28 protein-coding genes are annotated in these 23,997 nt (G+C 60.8%); 15 read left to right on the top strand and 13 right to left on the bottom strand.

Features of this window, described 5'->3' with window-relative positions:
• Positions 1-38 precede the first annotated feature (38 nt).
• From rpe to purB, 4 genes are all read left to right on the top strand, one after another.
• Positions 39-716, top strand: coding sequence for a ribulose-phosphate 3-epimerase (rpe, locus tag HJC00_RS20280; RefSeq protein ID WP_210631171.1), 678 nt, complete (start codon positions 39-41; stop codon positions 714-716).
• A complete protein-coding gene (locus HJC00_RS20275; RefSeq protein ID WP_210631170.1) occupies positions 713-1,435 on the top strand; it encodes a DUF2259 domain-containing protein in 723 nt (240 codons plus the stop codon). The genes rpe and HJC00_RS20275 overlap by 4 nt, the downstream gene beginning before the upstream one ends.
• A 17-nt stretch (positions 1,436-1,452) precedes the next feature.
• Entirely contained in the window at positions 1,453-1,938 is a 486-nt protein-coding gene (locus HJC00_RS20270; protein WP_210631169.1) for a hypothetical protein, read from the top strand.
• Positions 1,939-2,088: 150 nt separating this feature from the next.
• On the top strand, positions 2,089-3,396 hold the full coding sequence (gene purB / locus HJC00_RS20265; protein WP_221155785.1) for an adenylosuccinate lyase: 1,308 nt from the start codon (positions 2,089-2,091) through the stop codon (positions 3,394-3,396).
• Between the two features lie 269 nt (positions 3,397-3,665).
• Here the strand turns inward: purB and HJC00_RS20260 are convergent, their stop codons facing one another.
• Positions 3,666-4,148 carry a low affinity iron permease family protein gene (locus tag HJC00_RS20260; protein WP_221164531.1) on the bottom strand — a complete coding sequence of 161 codons (483 nt, stop codon included), beginning with the start codon at positions 4,146-4,148 and terminating at the stop codon, positions 3,666-3,668.
• A 100-nt stretch (positions 4,149-4,248) separates the two neighbouring features.
• The gene (locus HJC00_RS20255) at positions 4,249-5,052 is read right to left on the bottom strand and encodes a DUF2189 domain-containing protein (protein WP_210631166.1); all 804 of its coding nucleotides are present in this window, start codon (positions 5,050-5,052) and stop codon (positions 4,249-4,251) included.
• 172 nt (positions 5,053-5,224) lie between these two features.
• On the opposite strand from HJC00_RS20255, the gene HJC00_RS20250 reads away from it, so the two are divergent.
• From HJC00_RS20250 to HJC00_RS20220, 7 genes are all read left to right on the top strand, one after another.
• Entirely contained in the window at positions 5,225-5,779 is a 555-nt protein-coding gene (locus HJC00_RS20250; RefSeq protein ID WP_210631165.1) for an alpha/beta hydrolase, read from the top strand.
• Between the two features lie 94 nt (positions 5,780-5,873).
• The gene (locus HJC00_RS20245; protein WP_221164530.1) at positions 5,874-8,168 is read left to right on the top strand and encodes a bifunctional diguanylate cyclase/phosphodiesterase; all 2,295 of its coding nucleotides are present in this window, start codon (positions 5,874-5,876) and stop codon (positions 8,166-8,168) included.
• A gap of 293 nt (positions 8,169-8,461) precedes the next feature.
• The gene (gene purC, locus HJC00_RS20240; RefSeq protein ID WP_085780082.1) at positions 8,462-9,226 is read left to right on the top strand and encodes a phosphoribosylaminoimidazolesuccinocarboxamide synthase; all 765 of its coding nucleotides are present in this window, start codon (positions 8,462-8,464) and stop codon (positions 9,224-9,226) included.
• Positions 9,227-9,261: 35 nt separating this feature from the next.
• Complete coding sequence (purS, locus tag HJC00_RS20235) at positions 9,262-9,504, top strand: phosphoribosylformylglycinamidine synthase subunit PurS (protein WP_011425539.1); 243 nt, start codon at positions 9,262-9,264, stop codon at positions 9,502-9,504.
• Between the two features lie 48 nt (positions 9,505-9,552).
• The gene (locus HJC00_RS20230) at positions 9,553-10,107 is read left to right on the top strand and encodes an RNA 2'-phosphotransferase (protein WP_210631163.1); all 555 of its coding nucleotides are present in this window, start codon (positions 9,553-9,555) and stop codon (positions 10,105-10,107) included.
• Complete coding sequence (gene purQ, locus HJC00_RS20225) at positions 10,104-10,775, top strand: phosphoribosylformylglycinamidine synthase subunit PurQ (protein ID WP_221124335.1); 672 nt, start codon at positions 10,104-10,106, stop codon at positions 10,773-10,775. The genes HJC00_RS20230 and purQ overlap by 4 nt, the downstream gene beginning before the upstream one ends.
• Before the next feature lie 89 nt (positions 10,776-10,864).
• On the top strand, positions 10,865-11,263 hold the full coding sequence (locus tag HJC00_RS20220) for a hypothetical protein (protein WP_210631161.1): 399 nt from the start codon (positions 10,865-10,867) through the stop codon (positions 11,261-11,263).
• 21 nt (positions 11,264-11,284) lie between these two features.
• On the opposite strand, the gene HJC00_RS20215 is transcribed toward HJC00_RS20220, so the two are convergent.
• Positions 11,285-11,539: a DUF1127 domain-containing protein gene (locus tag HJC00_RS20215; RefSeq protein ID WP_221124333.1), complete on the bottom strand. Its 255-nt coding sequence runs from the start codon at positions 11,537-11,539 to the stop codon at positions 11,285-11,287.
• Between the two features lie 80 nt (positions 11,540-11,619).
• Between HJC00_RS20215 and HJC00_RS20210 the strand changes: the two genes are divergently transcribed.
• The 4 genes from HJC00_RS20210 (at position 11,620) to HJC00_RS20195 (ending at position 16,344) form a co-directional block, all read left to right on the top strand.
• Positions 11,620-13,038 (top strand): PLP-dependent aminotransferase family protein, encoded by a 1,419-nt coding sequence (locus HJC00_RS20210; protein WP_210631159.1) that lies wholly within the window; start codon positions 11,620-11,622, stop codon positions 13,036-13,038.
• A 122-nt stretch (positions 13,039-13,160) separates the two neighbouring features.
• Positions 13,161-13,739 (top strand): acyloxyacyl hydrolase, encoded by a 579-nt coding sequence (locus HJC00_RS20205; protein ID WP_221164529.1) that lies wholly within the window; start codon positions 13,161-13,163, stop codon positions 13,737-13,739.
• Positions 13,740-13,860: 121 nt separating this feature from the next.
• A complete protein-coding gene (gene purL / locus HJC00_RS20200; protein ID WP_221164528.1) occupies positions 13,861-16,092 on the top strand; it encodes a phosphoribosylformylglycinamidine synthase subunit PurL in 2,232 nt (743 codons plus the stop codon).
• Between the two features lie 18 nt (positions 16,093-16,110).
• Positions 16,111-16,344: a BolA/IbaG family iron-sulfur metabolism protein gene (locus HJC00_RS20195; protein WP_210631156.1), complete on the top strand. Its 234-nt coding sequence runs from the start codon at positions 16,111-16,113 to the stop codon at positions 16,342-16,344.
• A gap of 237 nt (positions 16,345-16,581) precedes the next feature.
• On the opposite strand, the gene HJC00_RS20190 is transcribed toward HJC00_RS20195, so the two are convergent.
• From HJC00_RS20190 to HJC00_RS20145, 10 genes are read right to left on the bottom strand one after another with little or no spacing between them, the layout of a single operon-like run.
• Entirely contained in the window at positions 16,582-17,619 is a 1,038-nt protein-coding gene (locus HJC00_RS20190) for a Gfo/Idh/MocA family protein (protein ID WP_210631155.1), read from the bottom strand.
• Positions 17,620-17,622: 3 nt separating this feature from the next.
• On the bottom strand, positions 17,623-18,072 hold the full coding sequence (aroQ, locus tag HJC00_RS20185) for a type II 3-dehydroquinate dehydratase (RefSeq protein WP_210631154.1): 450 nt from the start codon (positions 18,070-18,072) through the stop codon (positions 17,623-17,625).
• 32 nt (positions 18,073-18,104) lie between these two features.
• Positions 18,105-18,473 carry a 5-carboxymethyl-2-hydroxymuconate Delta-isomerase gene (locus HJC00_RS20180; RefSeq protein WP_210631153.1) on the bottom strand — a complete coding sequence of 123 codons (369 nt, stop codon included), beginning with the start codon at positions 18,471-18,473 and terminating at the stop codon, positions 18,105-18,107.
• Between the two features lie 15 nt (positions 18,474-18,488).
• On the bottom strand, positions 18,489-19,349 hold the full coding sequence (locus HJC00_RS20175; protein ID WP_210631152.1) for a shikimate dehydrogenase: 861 nt from the start codon (positions 19,347-19,349) through the stop codon (positions 18,489-18,491).
• 18 nt (positions 19,350-19,367) lie between these two features.
• Positions 19,368-20,141, bottom strand: coding sequence for an amino acid ABC transporter ATP-binding protein (locus tag HJC00_RS20170; RefSeq protein WP_282615049.1), 774 nt, complete (start codon positions 20,139-20,141; stop codon positions 19,368-19,370).
• 7 nt (positions 20,142-20,148) lie between these two features.
• Entirely contained in the window at positions 20,149-20,973 is an 825-nt protein-coding gene (locus HJC00_RS20165) for a transporter substrate-binding domain-containing protein (protein WP_210631151.1), read from the bottom strand.
• 42 nt (positions 20,974-21,015) lie between these two features.
• Positions 21,016-21,666, bottom strand: coding sequence for an amino acid ABC transporter permease (locus HJC00_RS20160; protein WP_221164527.1), 651 nt, complete (start codon positions 21,664-21,666; stop codon positions 21,016-21,018).
• Positions 21,667-21,675: 9 nt separating this feature from the next.
• Complete coding sequence (locus tag HJC00_RS20155; protein WP_210631149.1) at positions 21,676-22,344, bottom strand: amino acid ABC transporter permease; 669 nt, start codon at positions 22,342-22,344, stop codon at positions 21,676-21,678.
• A gap of 48 nt (positions 22,345-22,392) precedes the next feature.
• A complete protein-coding gene (locus HJC00_RS20150) occupies positions 22,393-23,214 on the bottom strand; it encodes a sugar phosphate isomerase/epimerase (RefSeq protein WP_221164539.1) in 822 nt (273 codons plus the stop codon).
• A complete protein-coding gene (locus tag HJC00_RS20145; RefSeq protein ID WP_210631147.1) occupies positions 23,214-23,948 on the bottom strand; it encodes a GntR family transcriptional regulator in 735 nt (244 codons plus the stop codon). The genes HJC00_RS20150 and HJC00_RS20145 overlap by 1 nt, the downstream gene beginning before the upstream one ends.
• Positions 23,949-23,997 lie beyond the last annotated feature (49 nt).

Genomic DNA, 23,997 nt, shown 5'->3' with positions numbered 1-23,997 from the left:
GCCGTGCGCAGATGGCGCCCCTACGGGAGTAAGACTTGATGAAGCTGCCCATTCGCATTGCCCCTTCGATCCTCGCGGCGGATTTCGCCAGGCTCGGCGAGGAGGTGCGCGACGTCACGGCCGCCGGCGCCGACTGGATCCACCTCGACGTGATGGATGGACATTTCGTGCCGAACATCTCCTTCGGTCCCGATGTCATCAAGTCGCTGCGTTCCTACACACCAGCCACTTTCGACTGCCATCTGATGATCTCTCCGGTCGATGACTATCTCGAAGCCTTCGCCAAGGCCGGCTGCGACCGCATCACCGTCCATGCCGAATCCGGGCCACATCTGCACCGCTCGCTGCAGACGATCCGCAATCTCGGTAAGAAGGTCGGCGTGACGATCAATCCGGCGACGCCGCTGAGCGCCATCGAGAACGTGCTCGACGACGTCGACCTCATCCTCATCATGTCGGTCAATCCCGGTTTCGGCGGACAGAAATTCATTCCCGCGATGACGGCCAAGATCGCCGCGGCAAGGTCTCTGATCGGTGACCGGCCGATCGAACTCGAGGTTGACGGCGGCGTCACCGTGGAAACGGCGCCTGATATCGCGCGCGCCGGCGGCAACGTCCTCGTCGCCGGCTCGGCAATTTTCAAGGGTGGTACGGTCGACAACTATCGCAAGACCGTCGCCGAATTGCGTCAGGCAGCCGAAGGGGCACGTACATGACGAAGCGTCTGATCTTTGGCGGCATGCTAGCAGCAGTCGCCGGCCTGCCTGGCTTGTCACTGGCCGGAGACATTGCCAGCATCCAGCCGATCGGTTTTTCCGCCGACGGCAAGGTTTTCGCATTTCAGGAATTCGGCATCAAGGAGAACAGCAAGACTCCCTATTCGGAAACCTATTTCATCGATACCGACAGCGGCCAATATCTCGAAGGCACCCCCTTTCGTACCGAACTGACGGATAAGAACGCCAATCTTTCCAAGGCCCGACGCCAGAACCTGACGGCGGCGCGCAGCCAGATGGATAAGTACGACCTTCTGACAAATCCGGGTCTGATTGCCGCCTTCAACCCGCCAACCGAGCTCGGCTCGCCCTCGAAGACGCTTCGCTACACCACACTCGCAATCGATGGGCCGCCGAAAACACCCTATACGCTCTCACTCGGCGAGATGCCGGTGCCGACGCCGAAGGAATGCGCGACAGTCGACAAGCGGGTCCTTGGTTTCAGCCTGCAGATGATCGAGAAGGAAGGTGTCCCGAACCGTCAGGCAGCGCGGCAGGCAACGATTGTTCCAGCCGAGCGGACATGCTCGGTCGAATTCAGGATCGGCGGCGCGGTGGTCTACCAGCCGGAAGGCGGAAATCAAATTCACATTGCGCTGGTCCTCGCCTTCGATGCTGAAAGGAACGGACGCTGGATCGCCGTTCCGGTCCATCCCTGAGCATGGATCGCCCCAGGATGGATCGTCTAAGGGCGGCAAAGCCGCCCTCCTCCGATCTCTTTGCCGGCGCATTGCTCTGGGGCGTGCAGATGCTGGCCGCCGCCATGCTCGGCCTTTACCTCCGCAACGGCCTCGAGACGAGCCGGCTCGCCGAGGTGGCGGCACTCTATTTTCTCGGCGGCCTGCTCTCCTGGCCCTTCGCCCTGCCGGTCGCTCGCTTTTGTGCCTTTAACAGGCCACCGGAAGCGCGCTTCGCCGCCTTTTTCGTGACGCTGACGGCAGCCACGATCCTGATGACCGCCTTCCTGTTCGCCATGGAATACCGGATCTTCTATTCGCGCTGGCACGCGCCCTTCGGCAGCATCGCCTGGGCCTTCCAGTTCGTCTTCACCGGCATCAGTGCCGTCTACCAGTTCCTGGTGATCGGCCTTCGCCTTTTCCTGCCGCTCGGCCTCGCCTGCCTTGTCGTCAGCAGCTATCATCTCGCCAAACGCATGCGTTGAGATTACCGCCCGTCTTTGCTAAAGGGGCGCTAGCTCGATGCAGCAATTTCAGCAAAAGTGCCCAGCGGTTTTGCTAGGCAAAGCGCGAAGCGGTTTTGCCGGGAATTGCGTCTTAGACGTTCAAACCTCTCGAAGTGAAGGCAGCCGCCCATGATCCCGCGTTACTCCCGGCCCGAAATGGTCGCCATCTGGTCTCCCGAAACCAAGTTCCGCATCTGGTTCGAAATCGAGGCGCATGCCTGCGACGCGCTAGCCGAACTCGGCGTCATCCCGAAATCGGCGGCAAGGACCATCTGGGAAAAAGGCGGCGCGGCCACCTTCGACGTCGCCCGCATCGACGAGATCGAGGCCGTCACCAAGCATGACGTCATCGCCTTCCTCACCCACCTCGCCGAGATCGTCGGCCCGGATGCGCGCTTCGTCCACCAGGGCATGACCTCGTCCGACGTGCTCGACACCTGCTTCAACGTCCAGCTGGTGCGTGCCACCGACATCCTTATCTCCGATCTCGACCGGCTGCTCGCAGCGCTGAAAACCCGGGCCTTCGAACACAAGGACACGGTCACTATCGGCCGCTCGCACGGCATCCATGCCGAGCCGACCACCTTCGGCGTCAAGCTAGCGCTTGCCTATGCCGAATTCGAGCGCTGCCGCCAGCGCCTCGTCGCCGCCCGCGAGGAAGTCGCGACCTGCGCCATCTCGGGCGCCGTCGGCACCTTCGCCAACATCGATCCGCGCGTCGAGGAACATGTCGCCGAAGCGCTCGGCCTGAAGGCCGAGCCGGTGTCGACCCAGGTCATCCCGCGCGACCGCCACGCCATGTATTTCGCCACCCTCGGCGTCGTCGCCTCCTCGATCGAGCGTCTGGCGACCGAGATCCGCCACCTGCAGCGCACCGAGGTGCTGGAGGCCGAGGAATACTTCTCGCCCGGCCAGAAGGGCTCCTCGGCGATGCCGCACAAGCGTAACCCGGTGCTAACCGAAAACCTCACCGGCCTCGCCCGCATGGTCCGGTCCTACGCCGTGCCGGCCATGGAAAACGTCGCCCTCTGGCACGAGCGCGATATCTCCCATTCCTCGGTCGAACGCATGATCGGTCCCGACGCGACGGTCACCCTCGACTTCGCCCTCTCCCGCCTCGCCGGCGTCATCGAAAAGCTGCTGGTCTACCCGGAGAACATGGAGAAGAACCTCAACAAGTTCCGCGGCCTCGTCCACTCCCAGCGTGTTCTCCTTGCACTGACCCAGGCCGGTGTTTCCCGCGAGGATGCTTACCGCCTCGTCCAGCGCAACGCCATGAAGGTCTGGGAACAGGGCAAGGATTTCCTGGAAGAGCTGCTGGCTGATGCCGAGGTCAGGGCTGCGTTGTCCGAAGAGGATATTCGGGAGAAGTTCGACCTTGGGTATCACACCAAGCATGTCGATACGATCTTCCGCCGCGTCTTCGGCAACGCTTGAGTGGGCTGCAACGATATGACGGCGTCTTTCAGGCGTCGTCAGGCTGTTGACAAACCACTGCGAGACTCGCGACGTCATCCTCGGCCTTGTGCCGAGGAACTGCGCTGACCCAATAAGTGGCTGAAATTCCCGTTAGGAAATTGCAGAGGTAAGATGCTCGGCGCAAGGCCGAGCATGACTGAGGAGATTTTTCCAACAAACTGACGGTCCTTCAGGGCGTCGTTTTCAATTGTGCCTTGTTATTTTTGTGATTGCAGAATGGATGATGGTCAGCTTTTCTCAAGTGGCCGTTGTTTCTGCTTCAATGCTTTGGCATTGGCAGAGCGTTTGCGCGCCTGCGCTTTTTTCGGCGGCGGCGTCGCTTGCGCGATCTCGGTCGTTTGGCAGGCCTCCGTCTGCCCCCGTCCCTTGGCCGCCTTGGCGACCAGTTCGTCCAGATGTTTCAGCTCTTCCTCGTCGAGATTTTCGATGCCGATGAAGCGGTTCTCCGCATGGCTTGTCAGAATGATTTCGTTGAGCTTGGCCTGGATCGCCCGGGTGTCGCGCGTCTGGGCGTTCTGCAGCACGAAGACCATCAGGAAGGTGATGATCGTCGTGCCCGTGTTGATGATGAGCTGCCAGGTTTCCGAATAGTTGAAGAAGGGGCCGAGCACGGCCCAGATGATGACGACGCTCAGGGCCAGGATGAAGATGACGGGCTTACCCGCCCATTCCGATATCTTGGTTGCGAAGCGGGCGAACAGATGCTTCATCGTCACCTCTGAAATCGAAGTCCATGCTAAAAACGCCGTGGCAGGTTCGTATGTTCCCCCGGGACCCCGGTCTGGGCTGAGGTCCCGGGAGAAGCCGTGATCATACGGCTTCGCGAGCGACCAGCTTGCGGTAGAGATGCCAGGTCGCATGGCCGAGGATCGGGATGACGAGCGCGAGCCCGGCAAAGACCGGGATCGTGCCGATGACGAGAAGTGCGGCGACGATCAGGCCCCAGAGCAGTACCGGCACCGGATTGGCGATCGTCGCGCGGATCGAGGTCACGACGGCGGCAACCGCTCCGACGTCACGATCGAGCAGAAGCGGAAAGGTGATGACCGATATGGCCAGCACAACAAGCGCGAAGACAAAACCGATGAGATTGCCCCAGATGATCAGTTGCAGGCCCTCGGCCGTGCCGAAGACCTGGCGGCTGAAATCCGCCATGGTGCGCGGAAACACGTCGCCAAGAAGATTGGTGTACAGCGTCTGCGCCGTCACAAGCCACACGACGAACAGGCCAAAGAGCATCAGCCCGACCGCGATGATCGACGGCAGCGCCGGCGAACGGCGCACCTCGAGCGCATGCGTCCATGAGGTGTCGAGGCCTTCCTCCCGGCGGCGGCTGATCTCATATAGGCCGATCGCCGCGATCGGACCGATCAGCACGAAGCCGGACATCAGCGGAAAGACCATCGGCAGAAGGTTGGCGCCGGAGGTCCACAGCGTCAGGAAGATGCCGGCGATCGGATACATCAGGCACAGGAACACGTAGTGCGAAGGCTTTTCACTGAAATCGTCGAGCCCGCGCTTCAGCGCATCGAAAACATCGGCGATGCCGATGCGGTTGACCACGGGCCAAACAAAATTTTCGCTGGCACCCGTCATGACATGAAATGCCGCCATGGCTTTCTCCTCCTCAGCCGAGACTTGGTCGGCCGCGGACATGCATCGGCGGATAAGCCGATACGAAATCCGCAACCGGCACTGGAGCAACATAACAAACTTCAGCGCCCGTGTCGCTCCCTTGCCGCCCCCTCTTGACATCTTGGTCAAGCCTTCTCACATCGGCGGCACTATGAAAGCCTCAGACGCAGATATTCTCATCATCCCCGGCTACACCAATTCCGGCCCCAGCCATTGGCAGAGCCGCTGGCAGGCGAAGCTCAGCACGGCGCGGCGCGTCGAACAGGCCGAATGGACGAAGCCGGTCCGCGAGGACTGGATCGCCCGCATCGCCGAAGAGGTGAACGCCTCGACCCGCCCGGTCGTGCTCGTCGCCCATTCGCTCGGCGTGCCCTCGGCAATCCATGCCATCCCGCATTTCCGAAAGCGGGTGGCAGGCGCTTTCCTTGTCGCTCCGCCTGAAGTCACCAATCCAGACATTCGCCCCAAGCACCTGATGACCTTCGGCCCCTATCCGCGTGACCCGCTGCCCTTCCCTTCGATCACCGTCGCCAGCCGCAACGATCCGTTCGGCAGCTACGACCATGCTGACGATATCGCCAGCAGTTGGGGTTCCTTCCTCGTCGATGCCGGCGAGGCGGGGCATATCAATGCTGATTCCGGGCATGGCCCGTGGCCCGAAGGAACAATGGTCTTCGCCCAGTTCCTCAGTCGCCTTTCTGCCTGATTTGGAAAACCCGGCCCTCGCCTTTTCAGCGACCGCTTTCTAAGCCTTTCTTAATAGAAAGCCCGCAGACTGCGCCGAGATGAAATCAGCGAGAATGCCCGTGAAGAAAGCCCGCCCGGAGGCCGATGAACCGCATGGCGATCTCGCAGCGGCTGAGGCCGGCGTCGGCAACGGGTCAACCGACGGTTCCGATCTGGCTGAGCGCGAGAGCCGCTGGAACCATGCGCTTGTTGGTTCCGGCCTCGGCGTATGGGATCACAATTACCGTCTCGACCGGAAATATTATTCGCCGACGTGGAAAACCATCCGCGGAATGGCGCCGGACGAGGACGTCGCCGGCGACTATGAGGCCTGGTTGCAACTCGTCCATCCCGACGACCGCGACTTCGTTGCTCATGCGATCGAGCGGCAGAATGCCGGCGATCCGGCCTATCAGATCTTCCAATATCGTGAACGCCACAGGGACGGCCATTGGGTCTGGATCGATTGCCGTGGCGCCTGCGTCGAATGGGATGAGAACGGGGTCCCGACGCGCATCGTCGGAACGGATACAGATATCACCGCCCGCAAGGAAGCCGAGGAGACGCTGTCGCGTCTGTCGCGCCGGCTCGACCTGGCGCTGGAAGTTTCCCGCATCGGCGTCTTCGAGGCCGATATCGAAAATGACGTCGTCGAATGGGACGATCGCCTGATTGCCATCTACGGCTTGCAGGGTGCGGCGCGCAAGATCGGCGCCGACGCCTGGGCCAAAAGCCTGCATCCGGACGACCGTGAGCGCGTGCTCGGCCTCGCCGATCGCAGCGTCGAAAGCGGCAGCGACTTTCAGCAGGAATACCGCATCATCCGCGGCGACGGCGTCGAACGGATCATCCGTGCCCGCTCGGCCTTCTTCGTCGACGGCAACGGCCAACGCAAGCTGATCGGCGCCAATTGGGACGTCACCGAGGAGGTCGCGCTTCGCAACGAGCTGCAGCGCGCCAAGGAACTGGCGGAAGCCCGCAACCGCGAACTCGAAGCCGTCAAGGAAAACATCGAGCACCTGGCATTGCACGATTACCTCACCGGCCTGCCCAACCGCCGTTATCTCGACAAGATGCTGGACGACCGCGCGGCGGAATGCCGGGCCAGCGGTCTTGCTCTGGCGGTTCTGCATATCGATCTCGATCGCTTCAAGCAGATCAACGATACCCTCGGCCATCGGGCGGGCGACGCCATGCTGCAGCACGCCGCAAATGTGCTCAGACATTCGGTCCGCGCCGCCGATTTTGTCGCGCGTATCGGCGGTGATGAATTTGTCGTCCTCTGCGCCGTCGATGCTGCATCGAAGAAGATCGCCAGCCTGGCCGAACGCCTGATCCGCGAATTGCGCCGGCCCGTCAGATACGAGGGGCATGACTGCCGTTTCGGCGCCAGCATCGGCATCGCGGTCAATGGCGGCACCAAGCTCGACGCCAAGCAGACGCTGCTCGACGCCGACATCGCGCTCTATCGCGCCAAAGGGCTCGGCCGAAATCGCTTCGAATTCTTCTCGGCATCGGCCCGCAACGATATCGTCTCGGCCAAGCAACTCGCCGACCAAATCCTGATCGGCCTGGAGCGCAATGAATTCGTGCCGTTCTATCAATTGCAATTCGACGCCCGCACGCTCGATGTCACGGGCGTCGAGACGCTCGCCCGGTGGCAACACCCCGTACACGGCCTGCTGACGCCAGATCGCTTTCTCGATATCGCAGAGGATCTCGACGTCGTTTCGACGATCGACGCCCTGATCCTGGAGCGCGCGCTGGCAGACCGCCGTGCCTGGATCAAGGATGGGCTGTCGATCCCGAAAATATCGGTCAACGTTTCCGCCCGCCGGCTGACCGATCCCGACCTCGGCAAGAAGCTGCGCGCCTTGAAAATCGAACCCGGCGCCATCGCCTTCGAACTGCTGGAATCGATCTCGCTCGACGATTGCGACGAGGCGGTGGCCGCCAATTTGAAAAAGCTGCGCAAGCTCGGCATCGACATCCATATCGACGACTTCGGTACCGGCCACGCCTCGATCGTCAGCCTTCTGCGCCTGAGCCCGAACACGCTGAAGATTGATCGCGAGCTGATCCGCATGCTGCCGCAATCTGCCGAGCAGCGTAAACTCGTTGGCTCCATCATCGATATCGGCCGCTCGCTCAATATTCTCGTCATCGCTGAGGGCGTCGAAACGGCGGATCATGTGCGCATTCTGGAGCAACTCGGCTGCGACACGCTGCAGGGCTATGCGCTCGCCCGGCCGATGCCGGCCATACAGATCCCCTCCTTCATCCGCGCCGGAAGCTGGCGCCATCTGACCGCCGCGCGCGGCTTGCAGACGCATCTTCTCCGCGCGACGCCAAGCAGAACCGCCAAATAAAACCTGTATATGCGGCCCGCCATTTCGCCTTCATTCCACCGTAGAGAAAAAGCGGCTAGAGTCGTAAAGCGAATTCATTCGATTCTCTTCGCGCTATTCCGTAAAATCCGGAAACAGGGCCATGAAAACCGGCAGCCGGGGCCACGAAATCCGGAAACCGGGGCCACGAAATCCGGAAACCGGGGAAGGAGCGACAGGCGGATTGTGAAACACTCTCTTTTCCTTTAAGGGGACGCCACGAGATCGATCCACTCGCGCTATCCCAAGAGCGCCAACAACAGAGAATGACCAAGATGAACCGTCGCCGCCGTATCTACGAGGGCAAGGCAAAGATTCTGTATGAGGGTCCGGAGCCGGGCACTTTGATCCAGTTCTTCAAGGACGATGCCACCGCCTTCAACAAGAAGAAACATGAAGTCATCGACGGCAAGGGTGTCCTGAACAACCGCATTTCCGAATATATCTTCAGCCATCTGAACAAGATCGGCATTCCCACCCATTTCATCCGCCGGCTCAACATGCGCGAGCAGCTGATCAGGGAAGTGGAGATGATCCCGCTGGAGATCGTCGTGCGCAATGTCGCCGCCGGTTCTCTCGCCAAACGCCTCGGCATCGAGGAAGGCGTCGTTTTGCCCCGCTCGATCATCGAATTCTATTACAAGTCCGACGCGCTCGACGATCCGATGGTCTCCGAAGAGCACATCACCGCCTTCGGCTGGGCCAATCCGGCCGAGCTCGACGACATCATGGCGCTCGCCATCCGCGTCAACGATTTCATGACCGGCCTCTTCCTCGGCGTCGGCATCCAGCTCGTCGATTTCAAGATCGAATGCGGCCGCCTCTTCGAAGGCGATCTGATGCGCATCATCCTCGCCGACGAGATCTCGCCGGACAGCTGCCGGCTCTGGGACATCGAAACCCGCGAGAAGATGGACAAAGACCGCTTCCGCCGCGACCTCGGCGGGTTGCTCGAAGCCTACTCCGAAGTCGCTCGCCGTCTCGGCATCATCAATGAAAATGAGCCTGTGCGCGGCACCGGCCCCGTTTTGGTTAAATAAAAATTCGTCTGGTCAAGTAAGGCAGGAAAGACAAAGTGATCAAGGCTCGTGTCACCGTCACGCTGAAAAACGGCGTTCTCGATCCGCAGGGCAAGGCCATCGAAGGCGCGCTCGGCGCCCTCGGCTTTTCGGGCGTCGGCCATGTAAGGCAGGGCAAGGTCTTCGACCTGGAGCTCGAAGGCGCCGACAAGGCCATGGCCGAGGCAGACCTCAAGGCGATGTGCGAAAAACTGCTCGCCAACACGGTCATCGAGAACTACGCGATCGCAATCGACTGACCATTGCTGACCTGCCCGTCAACCGGCGGGTCTTATGGATTGAGCGTCATGCTGAAGGCAAAGCTGGAGACGGAAGTCTCGAAATTCATGAGCTATGTTTTGCGCCATGCGCCGGATGCCGCAGGCTTGACGCTTGATGCCGAGGGTTGGGTATCGTTCGATGATCTCGAAAGGGTGCTGACGTCGAAATACGGCATCTCCCGCGCCGATATCGTCGAGATCATCGACAACAGTCCGAAGAAACGCTTCACGCTTGTCGATAACAGGATTCGCGCCAACCAGGGCCACAGTGTCGAGGTCGATCTGGGATTGACCCCGGTTGAACCGCCGGCAGTTCTCTTTCACGGCACGTCACTCACGAACTGGCCGTCGATCAAGCGCGAAGGCCTGAAGAAGATGGAGCGGCACCACGTCCATCTGTCGGCTGACATCGATACGGCGAAAATAGTCGCCGTGCGCCGCAAGGGCGACTATATCATTCTGCGTGTCGACGCAGCCGCCATGTTTTCAGAAGGCCATTCTTTCTTTGTCGCGGACAATGGAGTATGGCTCGCCGAGAGCGTTCCAGTCCAATATCTTTCGCGAAATGCGGGGACTCTATGAAATCAGCCGTCGTTCAACTTCCGGGCCTCAACCGCGATCGCGACATGATCGCAGCTCTCACCAAGATCTCGGGTCACCAACCGGTGACGATCTGGCAGACGGAGACGGAAATCCCTGACGTTGACCTGATCGTCATCCCCGGCGGCTTCTCCTATGGCGATTATCTGCGCTGCGGCGCGATCGCCGCCCGCATGCCGGTCATGCAGGCGATCATCGACAAGGCTGCAAGGGGCGTGAAGGTCCTCGGCGTCTGCAACGGATTCCAGATCCTCGTCGAAGCGGGCCTGCTGCCTGGCGCGCTGATGCGCAACGCCTCGCTGAAATTCGTCTGCCGCGAGATCAAGCTCGAAGTCGTCAATGCCGAGACGGATTTCACCCGCGCCTACGCGCAAGGGCAGGTCATCCGTTGCCCTGTCGCCCACCACGACGGCAATTATTTTGCCGACGAAGCGACGCTGGCGAAGATCGAGGGCAATGGTCAGGTGCTGTTCCGTTATGCCGAGGGCACCAATCCGAACGGTTCGATCAACGACATTGCCGGCGTGATGAACGAAAAGGGCAATGTGCTCGGCATGATGCCGCATCCGGAAAACCTGATCGAGACCGCCCATGGCGGTTCGGATGGCCGAGGCCTCTTCGCCTCGGCGCTCGACGTCGTCGCCGCCTGACCCCACCTCAGCCATGCCGCCCGTAGGCGCGCCGCGGGCAACGGCATGTAACTCAGAAGACTTTCATCCGGATCACTGGAGCAAGATCAATGCGCCCTCGCCTCACCGTCGCAAACACCGCTTTGTTGACTGCTCTGGCAACCATTGTGGCGGCCTGCCAGTCGCCGGCACCGGCAGCAGGTCCAAACCGGGCGGCGTTGCCGACGATGGAGCGCGTAGCGCTCGGCGCCAATGCCTGCTGGTTCAAATCGGGCGATCCGGCCTTTGCAGCCTATAAGCTCGCTCCGGAACTCAATTCCTTCTCCGGTCGGCCGCGTATCCTGCTCGTCCACAAGGGCAGCCCGGAAAGCCGGCCGCTGCTCGTCGTCCAGGCCGAGGGAAGCCCTGCCCATCTGCAGGCCTTTGGTCCGATGATGCAGGAGCCTGTCGCCGGCCGCATCGCCGCCGACGTCAACCGCTGGTCCGGCGGCAACAGGGCCTGCAATTGATCGCTGTGATCATCCGCAGCGTCAGTCCCAGAAAAATGACTTGCTGATTTCGCGTGCGGCTTCGGACTGCGATACCCCGATGTCCTTGAGTCCCGCCGCCGAAAGCTCCCTGAGCGCGCGGCGGCCCTCCCGCTTCTGATGCCAGAGACGAATGGCAGCCCAGATCCATCCCAGACGCGTCGTCGCCTCGGCAGGCGGACTGGGAAGGACGACGCGCCGGTCCTCATAAGAGACAATCGGCACAATTGGCGTATTGATTTCGGGCAATGCAGACATTCCAGGAATCCTCTCGGTTCGTCCTTGGAATTGACTCTTAATCTTGACAGGGACATGGTGACAATATAGCAATTGTCACCATGACAAATTGGCTTCCAGATCTTTCCCGCGGCTCCGGGCCGGTCTATCTCCGGCTTGCCGACAGCATCGAATCCGCCATTGCGAGCGGCGCCCTGCCCGCCGGCAGCAAACTGCCGCCGCAGCGCAATCTTGCCTATGATATCGGCGTGACGATCGGCACGATCGGCCGCGCCTATGCGCTGGTGCACGAGCGCGGCCTGGTTGCCGGCGAGGTTGGCCGCGGCACCTATGTGCTGAACCGCGCCGAGACGCCGCCCGGTGAACAAGCCGATCCAGTGGCCGTCTCGCTCGGCGGCACTCGCTTTCAGGACGCGCCTGCCGACAAGATCCGTTTCGATACGACAGCCGCCCCCGACCTCGGCCAGGGCAAGATCATCTCAGCCATCCTCGCCGAGATCGGCGAACAGCATCTCACCGAGATTTCCTCCTATTCCCGAAGTTTTCCGCGCAACTGGTTCGAGGCGGGCCGCCGCTGGCTTGCCCGCAGCGGCTGGACGCCGGAAGTCGAAAACATCGTGCCGACGCTCGGCGCCCATGCCGCGGCGGTCGCCGTTATTGCCGCTGTCTCGGCGCCGGGCGACAAGATCGTTTTCGAAAATCTGACCTACACCCAGGTCAGCCGCAGCGCCCGCCTTCTCGGCCGCCGCACGGTAACGGTCGCATCCGACGAATTCGGCGTCATTCCCGATGATTTCGAACGGCTCTGCCAGCAGCAGCATCCGAAGATCGCCTTCCTGATGCCGACTGTCCACAATCCGACAGTGACGATCATGCCCCATGAGCGGCGCGCGGCAATTGCCGCAATCGCCCGAAAGCACAGCGTCTGGCTGATCGAGGACGACCTCTACGGCGGCATGGCCGACGATGAGACGCCGCTCATCGCCTCCCTTGCGCCCGACCGCACCTTTCTGGTCAACGGCCTGTCGAAATCAGTCGCCGCCGGTGTGCGCGGCGGCTGGGTCGCCTGCCCGCCGCATTTTGCCCAGCGCATCAAGGTGACGCACAGGATGGTCACTGGCGGCTTGCCTTTCATCCTGGCAGAGACCTGTGCCCGCCTGGTCGAAAGCGGCCGGGCGCACGACATCCGCAAGGAGGTTATCGGGGAACTCTCCCGGCGCGCCCATCTCGCCCGCGAACATCTGCAGGGTTTCGACTTCGCGTCGCATCCGCATGCGCCCTTCCTCTGGCTGAAATTGCCGGAGCCCTGGATGTCCGGCACCTTCAAGAATGCCGCCTTTCGCGACGGCGTGCTGGTCGATGACGAAGACGAGTTCAAGGCGGCCCGCGGCGAGAAAACCTACTACCGCATTCGCATCGGCTTCTCCTCACCCAAAACAGGCCAGGAATTGACCGCAGGCCTGATGATCCTGCGCCGGCTGCTGGAAAATGGCGGTTCCGCCTATGACGGCGAAATATGATCTGTTGCAAATGCACGCCATAATTTCGAAAAAACGCACACGCCTGACGAGAGCGCTTTACCGCCTCGCCCCCCGTGCTACCTCTTTGTTATTCCCGCTTGGTGCGAATCAAAGGACGGCAGATGAGGGTCGAGTTCGGAAGGATCGCGTTACGCTTCTTGGGGCTGGCATCCGTGGCAGTCGTAGCCGCCGCCTCGATGGTGGATTCGGCCAATGCCAGCGAGCAGATATTCGATGAATTGCGTTTCGGGGCTTCCGCCTCGGTGCAATCGGGTCGGGCCGGGGAAGATGGCGTCTTTCCGGAGATTACCGCTCTCTTCGATCCTTTCGGATATGAGGGGGCTGTCGGCTGGCAACAACAGCTGCTGCATCCCCGCGTCCATCTCGGGACCTCGATCGGCACCTCGGGTGAAGCAACGCAATTCTTCACGGGCTTCACCTGGACGGTCGATCTCAACGAAAAGCTCTTTGCCGAAACCGGATTCGGCGGCGTCATCCACACCGGCGAGCTGGACGACAATGATGACGGCCCGGAACTCGGCTGTCGCGTTCTGTTCCACGAATATGTCGGCACCGGTTACCGTTTCACCCGCAATTGGAACGTGATGGCCCAGATCGCCCACTCCTCTCATGCCAATCTCTGCGACGGCCCGAACGACGGCATGACGCGCGCCGGCATCCAGATCGGCTACAAGTTCTGAGCGATTGCCGCCTTTACGAGAAAAGCCTGCCCGCCCTCTGTTGAGGGTGGGCTTTTTTCTGTCGCGCGTCGCCGCTACATAAGCTAAAGACAGCGCAAAACGCGCCAGGGACTTTCCGCTCATGACCATTCCAAACACCATCCCGATCACGCCGGACCTCATTGCAAACCACGGCCTGAAGCCGGATGAGTATCAGCGCATTCTGGATCTGATCGGCCGCGAGCCGACCTTCACCGAGCTCGGCATCTTCTCGGCCATGTGGAACGAGCACTGCTCCTACAAATCCTCGAAGAAATGGCTGCGGACACTGCCGACCAAGGGGCCGCGCGTCATCCAGGGGCCCGGCGAGAATGCCGGCGTCGTCGATATCGATGACGGCGATTGCGTGGTTTTCAAGATGGAGAGCCACAATCACCCCTCCTACATCGAACCGTATCAGGGTGCTGCGACCGGCGTCGGCGGCATCCTTCGCGACGTCTTCACCATGGGCGCGCGGCCGATCGCCGCGATGAACGCGCTGCGCTTCGGTGAGCCGGATCATCCCAAGACCCGCCATCTCGTCTCCGGCGTCGTCTCCGGCGTCGGCGGCTACGGTAATTCCTTCGGCGTTCCCACCGTCGGCGGCGAAGTCGAGTTCGATGCGCGTTATAACGGCAACATCTTGGTCAACGCCTTTGCCGCCGGCATCGCGAAATCGAATGCCATCTTCCTGTCTGAAGCCAAGGGCGTCGGCCTTCCGGTCGTCTATCTCGGCGCCAAGACCGGCCGCGACGGCGTCGGCGGCGCGACGATGGCCTCGGCTGAATTTGACGAATCGATCGAGGAGAAGCGCCCGACGGTTCAGGTCGGCGATCCCTTCACCGAAAAATGCCTGCTCGAAGCCTGCCTCGAACTGATGAAGACCGGCGCCGTCATCGCTATCCAGGATATGGGTGCGGCCGGCCTCACCTGCTCGGCCGTCGAAATGGGCGCCAAGGGCGATCTCGGTATTCTTCTGGAACTCGACAAGGTGCCGGTCCGTGAAGAGCGGATGACCGCCTACGAGATGATGCTGTCGGAAAGCCAGGAGCGCATGCTCATGGTGCTGCAGCCGGAGAAGGAAGAGCAAGCCAAGGCGATCTTCGTCAAATGGGGCCTCGATTTCGCCATCGTCGGCAGGACCACCGACGACCTGCGCTTCCGCGTCATGCACCAGGGCGAAGAAGTCGCCAACCTGCCGATCAAGGATCTCGGCGACCAGGCGCCGGAATATGATCGCCCCTGGCGCGAATCCGGCAAGCCTGCGCCCCTGCCCGCCATTCTCGTCGCCGCCCCCAAGGATTACGGCCAGGCGCTGCTCCAGCTCGTCGGCTCCGCCAATCAGTCGAGCCGCCGCTGGGTTTACGAACAGTATGACACGCTGATCCAGGGCAATTCGCTGCAGCTCCCCGGCGGCGACGCCGGCGTCGTGCGCGTCGATGGCCACAAGAGCAAGGCGCTCGCCTTCTCCTCCGACGTGACGCCGCGTTATGTCGAGGCCGATCCGTTCGAGGGAGGCAAGCAGGCGGTCGCCGAATGCTGGCGCAACATCACCGCGACGGGCGCCGAGCCGCTTGCCGCCACCGACAATCTCAACTTCGGCAACCCCGAAAAGCCTGAGATCATGGGCCAGTTCGTTCAGGCGGTGAAGGGCATCGGCGAAGCATGCCGGGCGCTCGATTTCCCGATCGTCTCCGGCAACGTCTCGCTCTACAACGAGACCAATGGCGTCGCCATCCTGCCGACCCCGACGATTGCAGGCGTCGGCCTGCTGCCGGACTGGCGCAAGATGGTCCGCATCGGCAGCGCCAATGACGGCGACAAGGTGATCATGATCGGCGTGGACGGCAGCCATCTCGGTCAGTCCGTCTATCTCAGGGACCTGCTCTCCAGCCGTGAAGGGCCGGCGCCGGAAGTCGATCTCTTCGCCGAGCGCCGCAACGGCGATTTCGTCCGCTCCGTCATCCGCAACGGCCAGGCGACCGCCTGCCACGACATTTCCTCGGGCGGCCTGGCCGTCGCGCTCGCCGAAATGGCCATGGCCTCGAACAAGGGCATGAAGATCGATCTGGGCGAAGGCAAGGGTGCTGCGCATGCGCTGCTCTTCGGCGAAGACCAGGCCCGTTACGTGCTGGCTGTGCCGGCCGATGTTGCCGATTTCGTCTGCGTCAATGCGGAAGGTGCCGGCGTTCCCTTCCGTCGCCTCGGCACGGTCGGTGGAGATGCACTTGATGTCGGCGATCTTATTTCACTGCCGATTCAGCAATTGCGCGATGCCCATGAATCGTGGTTCCCTGATTTCATGGAAGGCCGCGGCGAACTTGCCGCGGAATGATGCGCAAGGAGTAACATCATGGCCATGAAACCCGGCGATATCGAAGACATGATCAAGGCTGGGATTCCCGGTGCCAGGGTGACGATCCGCGATCTCGCGGGCGACGGCGATCACTACGCCGCCGAAGTCGTCGCCGAAGCCTTCCGCGGCAAGAGCCGCGTGCAGCAGCACCAGATGGTCTACGAGGCGCTGAAGGGCAACATGGGCGGCCTATTGCACGCTCTCGCTCTGCAGACATCCGCGCCGGATTGACATACCGGCTTCGGCCGGTTGAAGCTTTGAAATAAAGAGACCCGGATGGAAGGATTCCTTCCTGCCGGGTCTTTAGTTCTCTGCAAAGCGGTTCTGGATGACAAAGGTGTCCGGCCTCGTTGTGCGCCGTACTTCAACCTCCCTCATTCCTGTCCTCGGGCCTGACTCGAGGGATGTCCCAGGGATGCCGCCACCGCGCGTAACGCTCCCGACCGCCGTGAGCTGGCACGCAACCATTTAGGTCAGGCTGATTCGCTTGCCCGCTGCGGCGGATCGCTTCACGGCGTCGATAACCTTTAAGGTTTCTAGTCCCTCACGTCCGCTGACCAGCGGCGCTTCTTCCCCTCTAATGACCCTGCAAAGCTGGCGTATCTGCAGGACCAGCGGATCCTGGTTTTCGATTTTGGCGCGATGACATTCGAACGGTTCCGTCCAGCCCCTGCTGCCGGGATTGCTCCACATGTTGAGTGACGGCACCGACAGCGACCCGTGCGTGCCGCCGATCATGTAGCAGGCCTCCTCAGTTTTAGGATAGGCGGGGTTTTCGCCGGTCGTCATCTCCCAACTCCATGGCGCGACGACGGAATCCGAAACGGAAGCAGTGCCGAGAATTCCGTTTTTGAACTCGATCAGGATCACTGCGGTCTCCTCAACGGCGTTTCCGCGAACTGCGTTGGATTCGAGCGCCTGGACCGCCGTGATATCCCCGAATAAATAGCGGAGGTTGTCGATGTCGTGGATCAGATTGAGAAAGACTGGTCCCGCGCCGCGTTCGCGCCGCCAGGAAGTGTCGAAGTATTCCTCCGGTTTGAATAGCCAGAACATGGCATTCACGATCAGTATTCGCCCGAGCTTTCCGCTTTCGATAACCTGTTTAGCTTTTTGCATCATCGGATTATGTCGGCGATGATGCCCGGTCAGCAGCGGAACCCCTTTGGCCTCGGCCATCTCAACGAGCCTCTCGCCAGCGGCAATATCGTCGACGATTGGCTTCTCGATCAATGCCGGGATGCCGGCCTCTACGGCTTCAAAACCGTTTCTGACGTGGATCTGGTTGGGTGTCGCAATGATGACGCCGTCAGGGCGCGCTGCGGCGACCATCTCAGCGAAGGTCGAAAACCATTTGGCGCCGACCTCGCTGGCGATCGCCTCTCCAACCGGGCTCGGGTCGACGATAGCGACAAGCTCCGCCATCGGTTCGTCCAGCACGTGTTTGATGTGGCGCTTCCCGATAAGCCCCGCGCCGAGGACCGCCAGTTTGACCGGAGGAGTCATTTGTCAGTCCTTCGTCGTTGCCGTGAGCATCGTCGCGACGCGCCGGATTCCGAGCTGATAGCCCTCCGTACCAAGACCGGTGATGATGCCGTCGGCGCGGTGGGAAACGAAGGAATGATGACGGAAGCTTTCGCGCTTATACATGTTGGAGATATGGATCTCGATGACTGGACCTTCGAACGTGTTCAAGGCATCGAGTATCGCAAGCGACGTGTGGGTGAATGCGGCCGGATTGATGACGATACCGGCTCCGTCTTCGCGCGCTTCGTGGATCCAGTCGATGATTTCGTATTCACGGTTGCTCTGGTGGAAACGGATCTCGTGGCCGAGTTCCGAGGCCAGTTTCCGGCAGTCTGCCTCGACACCGGCCAGCGTCTCGTGACCATAGATGTGAGGCTGACGTTTGCCGAGCAAATTGAGGTTTGGGCCATTAAGAACGTAGATCAGGCTCATTGCGATTTTCCTTGTGTAAGGCGTTGCCAAGCTCAGGCGAACGCTATTTCCTGGAATGCGAAATTCGGATCGGATTCGTAAAGATCGGCCCGCAGCCCCAGCCGGCCTGCTTGCAGCGCGGGAGCTGCGACAGCGCGCGCAGCTTCGAGGACCGACTTCAACAATTCCCGCTTGGTTTCTGCCGGCCGGCCTGGCGCCATGCGCACGATTATCTGGATGAAGTGATTTTCCGGATGCTCGTCGCCGACGCAGGAGAAGGTCGCCTCCCTGGCGAAGGTCCGCACGGCAGTGGGCTTCACCAGGCCTCCGTCTCGCACCCGGTGGTGGACCGCTCTGGTCAATTCATCGATCGCCACCCGTTCGGCAGCACCCTGGCTATAGTCGATAATGATGTGCGGCAAGGCGTGTCCTCCCGGTCAGGCTGTAGCTCTACACAATTCTTCGAAGTGGCGCGACATGCGCTCCGCATCCGGTTTTACACCCGTGAACAGTTCAAAGGCCGCCGCCGCCTGGAACACCGTCATGCCGCCTCCCGGCAAGGTCCTGCACCCCTTCTTCTCTGCCAGAGCCAGAAGTTCGGTCACAAGCGGCATGTAGACGATATCGGCGACCCAGTGACGTGGGTGAAGCCATTCCGGTTCGATCGGGAGACCCGGATGACTTCGCATGCCCGTCGGCGTAGCGTGAATCAGCCCGTCGGCCGAAGCGAGCACCGCACCGACGTCTCTGATCGGTTGGGCGCAGGTTCTTGAAAAGCGTCGGTTGAGCTGATCGGCAAGTGTGGCGGCGCGATGTGCGTCCTGGTCGAAGATCGAGAGCATCCCGATGCCGAGCTTGATTGCCGCATGCGCGACGGCGACCCCTGCGCCGCCTGCCCCGAGCAGGATGGCGTGAGTTTTGGCGACACCAGCCATACCGCGCTCGAAATTCTTGTAGAATCCATACCAGTCCGTATTGTGCCCGATCCGCTCTCCGTCCCGAAGCACGACCGTGTTGACTGCTCCGAGCATCTCGGCGTCCTCGGATAGGCTTGTGAGATGAGCGATGACCGTCTGCTTGCACGGGTGCGTGATGTTGCTTCCAGCGAAGCCGCGGTCCTCAAGTTCGGCGAGCAATTCAGGCAGCGCAGAAGCGGTTAGACCGCGTTCGGCGAAATCGAAGAGTTCGTAATGGTAATCCAGCCCCAGGTGCCGCGCCTCGGTTTCGTGCAGTGCGGGAGACTTCGACATTTGGATGTCGGCCCCGATGAGACCGACGAGAAATTTTTTGTTATTCATTTCAATAACCCAATCACCTCAGTGATGTGCGAGGATCTCGCCAAGGAAAGCCTTGGTGCGCTCATGCTTCGGAGACTTGAAGAAGACCTCGGGCTCGGCCTCCTCTACGATCTCGCCGGAAGCCATGAAGATGACCCTGTCTGCAACCTGGCGGGCGAAGCCCATTTCATGGGTGACGCAGATCATGGTCATGCCGTCGCGTGCCAGTCCGATCATCGTGTCCAGCACTTCCTTGACCATTTCCGGATCGAGCGCAGATGTCGGTTCGTCGAACAGCATCGCCTTGGGTTCCATGCAAAGGGCCCTGGCAATAGCGACACGCTGCTGCTGCCCTCCGCTGAGCTGCGCGGGATACTTCTCCGCCTGATCAAGGATTCGAACCCGTTCGAGGTATTTTCTCGCCAGTCGCTCGGCGTCAGCGCGGCTCGTTCCGCGGACCCTCATGGGCGCGAGCGCGCAGTTCTGCAGAACGGTCATGTGCGGGAACAAATTGAAGTTCTGGAACACCATCCCGACTTCGCGCCGAATGGCATCAACCGCCTTGCTGGTGCCGTCGAGCAACTGCCCCTCGACGACGATCCTGCCCTCCTGAATTAGCTCGAGGGCATTGATGCAGCGGATCAACGTCGACTTGCCGGAACCCGAAGGCCCGCAGAGGACGATCTTCTCGCCTTTGCGAACCGACAGGCTGATGTTTTTCAGCGCATGGAAGGAGCCGTACCACTTCTCCACTTTTTCAAGCGATATCAATGTCGGCTGGTCGTTAGCGGAACTGAGCACGGCGCCCTCCATTTATGCTTTACTTGACGGTGAACGGGATGTTGGGAATGGATTCCGGGAACGTCGGCAGATCGATCTTCATCCACTTCTTGGTGATGGCTGCAAGTTCGCCATTAGCCTTGATCTTGTCGAGGAAGGCATTGACGGCCTCGTTCCAGTCCTTCTCGCCCAGTCGCGTTCCGACGCCATTGTAAGTCGTCAGGAAGTCGATCTTCCGCTCGTAGGTGCCTGGGCTGGCGGCATCCAGCCGCTGTCCGTAGAACATGTTGCCTCCGACGGCCTTGACCTGTCCGGAGACCAGCGCCTGAATGGTTGAAGCGTCGTCGTCGAAGCGGCGGACGGTCGCCGTCGATCCCACAGCGTCGGTAATGGCCTTGTCCTGCGAGCTGGACTTCGGCACGCCGATTTCCCACCCAGCAACATCGGCAGGCGTTTTCGCGGTGTCGGCCTTTGCCGCATAAAGCGAGATCGTGTTCGCCGCGTATGGCTTGCTGTACTGGATCGATTTGGCGCGCTCTTCCGTCATTGCCATCGTGGCGAACAGGATGTCGACCTTGCCGGTGGTCAGGGCCGGAATGCGGTTGGCGACGGCAAGCGGTTGGAACTGGACTTTAACTCCGAGTTCCCTGGCGAAAAGTGTCGCGACATCGGCATCGAACCCGTCCTGCTTGCCGCTCGTGTTGACGAAGCCCCATGGTGCGTTGTCGCCCTGAATGCCGACGACGATCGTGCCCTTGGCCTTTATCTCCTCGACGGTCGCCGCGGAAGCCGCAGCTGCGCCCACCGTGACGAAGGCGGCCGTAGCCAGGGCCATTCCAAGAAATTGTCTGCGATTGCTATGCATTACGTTCTCCTCCTCTGTGGTCTTGCTTCGGGCGAAGCAAGGTTACCGGGCAGCTTTCGCCATCCGTTTTTCGAGGCCGCTCCCGATGTGGGAAAGAGGCCAACAAATAATGAAGTAGACCATTCCGACGATTCCAAAGACGAGCAGTGGACGGTAGGTCTGGTTTGAAATGATCTGTCCGGCACGGGTAAGCTCGATAAAGCCGACGATTGCTGCGAGCGATGTGCCCTTGATCAGCTGAACGAGAAATCCGATGGTTGCAGGCATCGAAATCTTCAGCGCCTGCGGCAGGACAATGTCCTTCATCCGGGAGACGTAATGCAGCCCCAGTGCGTTCGCGGCTTCGGTCTGGCCCTTCGGAACGGCCTCGATCGAGCCGCGCCAGATCTCGCCAAGGAAGGCGCTTGCATGGAGGGTGAACGCGATGGCCACAGCGATCCATGCATTGACGTCGACGCCCAATAGCGCGACGCCGTAGTAGACGACGAAGAGCTGCATCAGGAGCGGCGTGCCCTGGAAGAGCGCTATGTAGCCCGACGATGCGTAGCGTGCGACAGGGTTCTGCGACGTGCGCACCAGAGCGATCAGGATTCCAAATACACCTCCTCCGACAAACCCGATGATGGCCAGCAGCACAGTCCACTTCAGACCCTGCAAGAGAAAGAACAGCTCGTTTTCACCGATGGGACCCATGAACGCCTCCTATCGGGTCGGGTAGTTGAAGTAGGAACGGGAGATAAGGGCGAAGATGCCCATCATCAGGCTCGAGATGAGCAGATAGATTGCGGTCACGCTGAAATAGACCTCGAAACTCCGGAAAGTGTCGGATTCGATTCGCTGCGCCGCCGAGGTCAGCTCGTAGGCGGCGATCGAAGTGCAGACCGAAGTCGTCAAGGTCAGCATCACGAACTGGCTGGTCAGGGACGGATAGATCGCCCGGAGAGCCGGCTTCAGAACGATCAGCCGGAACACATCGGTTTTATGCAGGCCTAACGCAAAGCCCGCCTCGACCTGCCCCTTGCTCACGCTTTCCACGCCGCCTCGTATGATCTCAATCGCATAGGCGCCCCCGTTGATCCCCAGCGCGATGATGGCGGTAGCGGTGGGGTTGAGACGGATACCCATGAGCGGAAGCGCGAAGTAGATGAAGAATATCTGCACCAGAAACGGTGTGTTTCGGACAATCTCGACAAAGGCAATCACCGGAGCCCGAACGAGTTTGTTCTTGGACGTTCTCGCAGCGACGCCGACAATACCGATCGCGAGCGCAAGGATCATTCCGACAACCGCCAGACCGAGCGTTCCAAGCGAACCCCACAGCAATTCCGGGGCGCGGTCGAAGACCGCACCAAAATCGAACGTATAACCCATATGTTGACTTCCTCCCTCCGACGCGGCTCACGCCTCGCCGGCGCCGGATCAGCGATCCGGCCCGAATAATCCTTCGGCGTTGTCGTACAGATGTTTCAAATGCGTCTCAGGCGGGACAGACCCTGCGAGTGGGACTTCCACCGAGATCGCCGCGGAGCTACCGACCGTTGCGACGAGTTCCTTCAACGGCAATTCGCCCTCCCCCGGTGCGAGCCGCCCACCTCTAGCTTCAGCGACCATCTCCTCTGCTGTCACCGGCGCCGGTCCAGCGACATCGCACAACTGAACGTGCTTTACCCAGCCGATCTCGGTTCGGAGCGAGGCGAGTGTGCCGCCATTCCTGAAGAAATGGACTCCGTCGACGAGGACACCGGCATTGCGGGCACCGCTCGCCTTCGCAAGATTGACGCTGTCCTGAAAGGTTTTAATCACCCGCCAACCCATGTTCTCGATGTCGACAGCTAAGCCGTACTGGCCCGCGAGGCCGCAGAAATCCGAGAAGTTCGATACCAATCTGGCTTGGTCAGCATCGTCGCCGCAGACACTGAGACGGCGCGCTCCAATGTTTGCAGCCGCAGCGATGGTGGCCTCGACCGACGAGGCCTTGAATGAGGGGTCGATTACGAAGAATTCGATATCGAAAACCTCGACGCCTTCGCCGGCAAGCACGGATTTCAGATCGCCTGCAGCCGAACCACCGACAGGCAGCTCGTAGTAAGGCGCACCAGGGAACGCCGGATTCAGCCTGAGCCCGATCCTGGAGAACCCTGCGCGGGCGGCGACCTTCGCAAATTGCACGGGAGGCAGCAATATCGATGAGAAATGCGCAACGCCAATCAGGGGCGCCGATTTCGATGTCGCGGCGGCCATCATGCGATCCCTTTCGTCGCGAGATGGTTGCGGAGATTGGTGCCGGTGCGATGGATGTGCTGGCGGAGCTTCTCACAGGCATAGTCGACATCACGCGCGACCGCTCCCTGGGCAATCTCGCTGTGCTCCTGCCCTACATTGCGGTCTCCCGATGTACGGATCAGGAAAACGCGGCGATATCGGTCATTGAGATTCAGCAGAAGACTGCAGAAGTGAAATAGCAGAGGTTTGCCACAGCCAGAGATCAAGGTGAGGTGGAATTCGCGATGAAGCGCTTCCCAGTGCTCTAGCGTTTCGGGACGCGCGGCGTCGCGCTCCGTGCGGTTAAGACGATGAAGCGCACGCATGATGTTGCCCTCCCATTCGACGTCGCCAAGACGCATGGATTCACGCAGCGCGAAAACCTCGAGCTCCTCGCGCAGGCTCGTGACCTCTTCGAGATTAGCCAGCGAGATTGGCGCGACGCGATAGCCTCTGTTGTCCTGAAACTCGACCAGGCCGTCTGAAATGAGCCGGGCTAAGCCCTCCCGCAACGGGCTTAGGCTGACGTTGAAAGTCTTCCGCGCCTTGTCGAGATTGATCTTGCTTCCCGCTTCCAGCTCACCGGAGATAATCGCCTCCCGAAGGCGCGATGCGAGTTGGCTGCCGATGGTGTTCTTGCCATCGTCGAGAAAGCCGATTGACGGCACATCTTCTGTCAACGGCCCAAGAGAGCTGTCGTCGGCCGTGTCCATTCTTCCTCCCAGCAATCCAGCGCAAGTTTCGATTATCGGTACAATAAAC

The sequence above is a fragment of the Rhizobium sp. NLR22b genome, assembly GCF_019685295.1.
GTDB lineage: Bacteria > Pseudomonadota > Alphaproteobacteria > Rhizobiales > Rhizobiaceae > Rhizobium.
The sequence above is the reverse complement of the archived record's forward strand: the minus strand, read 5'-3'. Positions and strand labels throughout refer to the sequence as shown.